Here is a 3851-nt window from a genome sequence, read left to right as displayed (position 1 = left end):
CGTCCTCCAGGTCAATCTCCGTCGATGCCTGGATCACAGTACTCATCAGGTGCGTTCTCCTTGATCAGGAGTTACACCGAAAACCGTACAGTCCCTTCACGATCGTGATCGGGCCCTCTGGGGGTCGTGTTGATCAAGGTGCCGGGTGCCGGCTTCTGGGTGCGGGCATGCTGAAGGGCCGGTGGTCGCCGGTTGTGGCCCTTGGTCTCCCCCTGCCGGGCCGGTGGATGGGGGCCTTTCTGCTCGTTGGGACGGGTGAGGTCGTGGTCAGGTGGGGGCGGCCAGGGCGCGGATCTTGTTCCAGGCGGTGATCAGGTCGGCGGTGTGGGGATGATCAGCGCATAACCGGATCAGGCGCTTGCGAGCGCGTCGGACCAGACGCGCGGGAACGGCAAACAGCAGGCGGCGCAAGGTGGCGGGGGTGGCCCGGCGCAGGTGCGGGTGATGGTCGAGGACGAGCAGCCGGAGCCAGGCCAGCAGGTCGGCGGCGAGCATGACGGCATGGCACCAGGCTTGGTTGGCGGCGAGGGCATAGAAGGGTAGCCGCCGCAGCCCGAGGTTCTTCCCATCCTTGATCACGGATTCGACGTCGGCGTGGTCGCGGTGGAAGGCGTCTTGACGCGGGTAGTGGTGGCCGGGCAGGTCGTGCGCGACGGCCTGAAACCGCTGGCCGCGCCGCTTCTCGATCGTGCTGGCGTTCTTGCGGTGCTTGGGATGCAGGGGTTCCAGCCGTGCGACGACGCGCATGTGTTCCGGCCAGCCGTCCTGGTCTCGGTTCAAGTCGAGCAGGCCGGTCAGTTCGGCGACGTAGGCGCGGTCGCGGATCTTGCCGTCGGGGGTGATCGCGCAGGCCCAGGCTTTCTCGGGGACCTTGACGATGGCGTCGCGGATGGGCTGGGTGACGTCGAAGCCGACGCTGTAGTGCCAGGTGTAGCCGTCGTTGGCGGCCGTCTGCTTGATCCACTTCAGCAGATCTTTGGTGGCTCCCGCACCGTCACTACGGAAGATGATTTTCTTCCGGTAGCGGGCAGGGAGTTGGGCGATGGCCTCGGTGAGCACGGTGATGTGGTCGTCTGTGGTGTTGGAGCCGGCGTTTCCCGGGCGCAGCAGGATCGTCAGGATCTCACCGGTGTTGGCGCAGGTCACCAGGATCGGGTGGAGCCCGAAGATGTGCTTCTTGTACGTCGGTGCCGCGCCTTCCTTCTCCGAGTGGGTCTCCACGAGCGAGGCGTCGACGTCCAGAACGAGCCAGCCGTCCCAGACCTGTCCGGCCACGCGTACCCAGGGGAAGCCTTCCGGCCGGGCGGCGAGCAGGCTCCATATCCTGCGCCGGTGCGCAGCCCGCGCCCGGGCGAGTTTCTCCAGCATGACGCCGTCGAGTTCCTGGTCGAGCAGCCGCCAGGCGGTTACGCCCGAGGCGATCTGCCCGGCCACTGCGCTGGCGGCGGCAGTTGTACTCATCGCGGCGCTGACCGAGGCGGCGCCCATCGCCAGTCCGATCGCGACATCGACCAGGACCTGCCCCCGGTCGTGTCCGGGATGGAATCCGGGTACCTGCAGTGCCGTGGAAACCTGACCCCGTACGCCGGAGGTCTCGGCCAGCAGTCGCAGCAGCGGAACTCCGGCTGCGGGGACCAGACCGGTCGCGCCGTCGGTCATCTCCAGCCCGGACGACCATGCTGACGTGCGTTTTTCCAGTTTTCGGCGGCGCCGCCGTTCTCTAGCGTGCTTGATCTTCCGCCGCAACCCGGCGGGTGCCGTACGCTTCACTTCGAAGGTCCCGGTCTCCTGCATGGACTTGATCTAGGAAATCCAGATCATGCCAGGTCAGAGCGGGGCCTTCTCTGTCATATGACGCTAGGTGACGATCATTCGTGTGCCGGTGAATTCACGAGGTGGATGAAGAGCCGACGTGGGGAATCGAACCCCAAACCTTCTGTTACAAGTGAGAATGTGATCGTCTATAGCCGTCCTCAAATGCCTCGACATGCTGGCCAGTGGACTCTGTCCCGCAATCCCAGTCCACTGACGTGCGCTCAGCGAATAGGCAGCAGATAACCATGCCCGAAATGCAGGGCGATTTCAAAGTCAGATGGCTGACGGTTGGTCATGACGCTGCGTGAGTAGTGGGAGCGTGCGCAGGGGGTTGCGGCCGATCACTTGCACTGAGTCTTTTTCATCCTCCCGGTTACGGAACGCTGGTCACAGCATGATCGCAAGATCTGCGTTCGTCTGATGGCACAGAGAAACCCCTGGTAGACGGGTTGAGGGTTTTCCAACCTGACTGCGCACGTCAGCAAAGGTGCACGAGAAGACGGGTTGGCATGAGAAGAGGCTCCCGGTAAGACAGCAGTCGACCAAGATCCGATGCCTCTACCGGAGAGCCTCGTTGCTGTCTTACCCTTCCGTGATCCCGCTGTCCGATCACACCCTGACCCGCCTGGCCCAACTGATCCGCGCACCCCGGGCCGAACGCCGCTGCCGCTGGCGCCGCCTAGACCCAGCCCAGCAAGCCCTGCTCGTACTCGCCCACCTGCGCAACGGCGACACCTACGCACGCCTGGCCGCCAGCTTCCACATCGGCACCAGCACCGCCTGGCGCTACGTCCACGAGGTGCTCGACCCGCTCGCCACCCTCGCCGACGACGTCCACGCCGCCGCCTTACGCGCCAACCGGCTGGCCTACGCCATCCTCGACGGCACACTGATCCCGATCAACCGGCTCGCCGACGAACGGTCGTACTACTCCGACAAGCACAAACGCCACGGCATGAACGTGCAGGTGATAACAGACCCCGCCGGCCGGCTGGTGTGGACCTCACCCGCGCTGCCCGGCGCCACCCACGATCTGACCGCCGTACGCACCACCGGTTTGATCGACGCGCTGACCGCCGCGGGGGTGAAGACCTTCGCCGACAAAGGATACCAGGGCGCGGGCGGCACGATCATCACGCCGTTCAAGCGCCACTGGCACCGGCCACCGCTGTCGTGCCACCAACGCTCGGTCAATCGCGCACACACCCGCATCCGCGCCTGCGGAGAACGTGCTGTTGCCACCGTCAAGGACTGGAACCTCTTGACCCGGCTGCGCTGCTGCCCGCACCGTGCCACCCCGATCGTGCAGGCCATCCTCGTGCTGCAACTCATCGAGGAGGGACGCCACCCAGAATGAAAAACGCTCATGCTTGACCCGGATGGCGTGCGCGTGTCGGACGTACAAGTGATACTGCACGTCCGTATTTCCGCGCTCAGCCAAGCCGGCTGCAAGAACTTCCTCTCATTGCCGTACCACGGGCCGATCAGCTGGTAGCGGTGGATTTTGAGAGAGCTATTGCCTCATGATTGTACGGTGCGATCACCGCTTCCCCCACAAGGCGCGAATGACTTCCGCGACTGCGCGCAGCACCCGTGCGCGCTCGGTGGGGGTGCATCCGCGGACGGCCATGGCGACTATCAACACAGCTGCGATGGTCACGCACATCGGTATCAGCATCAGTGTCTCCGGCTTCATGGGCATCAGTTCAGCGTCGGCTCCGCACCAGATGAAGAGTTACCGGACAGGCCGGATCGGGAGCCGGAATGCCCAGGTCATGGCGGTGTCCGGCAGCCACAGGATCGGATGCGCCGGATCGGATGGGAAACATGACGGTGCTAGCAGGTCAGCTGAAGGCACTGGAGCGGCAGGCGCGCGAGAGGGTGCCTGGACTGACACGCACGAAGATGATTGAGCAGGCAAACGCTCTGCTCTCCAGCGAGCTGAGCTTCCCCCCGTTTTCCGGACACTTGCCCTGAGGTCACCCTTGATCATCAGGAAGGATGTCCCCCATGCCCGCACCTCACCCGCCAGAGTT

General features: G+C 64.6%; 2 protein-coding genes. One reads left to right on the top strand and one right to left on the bottom strand.

Annotated elements, in window-relative coordinates:
* Positions 1 to 267: 267 nt before the first annotated feature.
* Entirely contained in the window at positions 268 to 1794 is a 1527-nt protein-coding gene (locus AB0J42_RS37405) for an IS1380 family transposase (protein ID WP_364303287.1), read from the bottom strand.
* A 595-nt stretch (positions 1795 to 2389) separates the two neighbouring features.
* Between AB0J42_RS37405 and AB0J42_RS37400 the strand changes: the two genes are divergently transcribed.
* Positions 2390 to 3172, top strand: a complete 783-nt coding sequence (locus tag AB0J42_RS37400) for a transposase family protein (protein WP_364303285.1) — start codon at positions 2390 to 2392, stop codon at positions 3170 to 3172.
* Positions 3173 to 3851: the final 679 nt, after the last annotated feature.

The organism is Nonomuraea sp. NPDC049649, from assembly GCF_040675175.1.
In the GTDB taxonomy this organism is placed as follows: domain Bacteria; phylum Actinomycetota; class Actinomycetes; order Streptosporangiales; family Streptosporangiaceae; genus Nonomuraea.
The sequence above is the reverse complement of the archived record's forward strand: the minus strand, read 5'-3'. Positions and strand labels throughout refer to the sequence as shown.

What these genes read in the sequence shown, in the direction of transcription:
- AB0J42_RS37405 (WP_364303287.1), bottom strand. Translation starts at nt 1,794, where the DNA reads ATGCAGGAGACCGGGACCTTCGAAGTGAAGCGTACGGCACCCGCCGGG.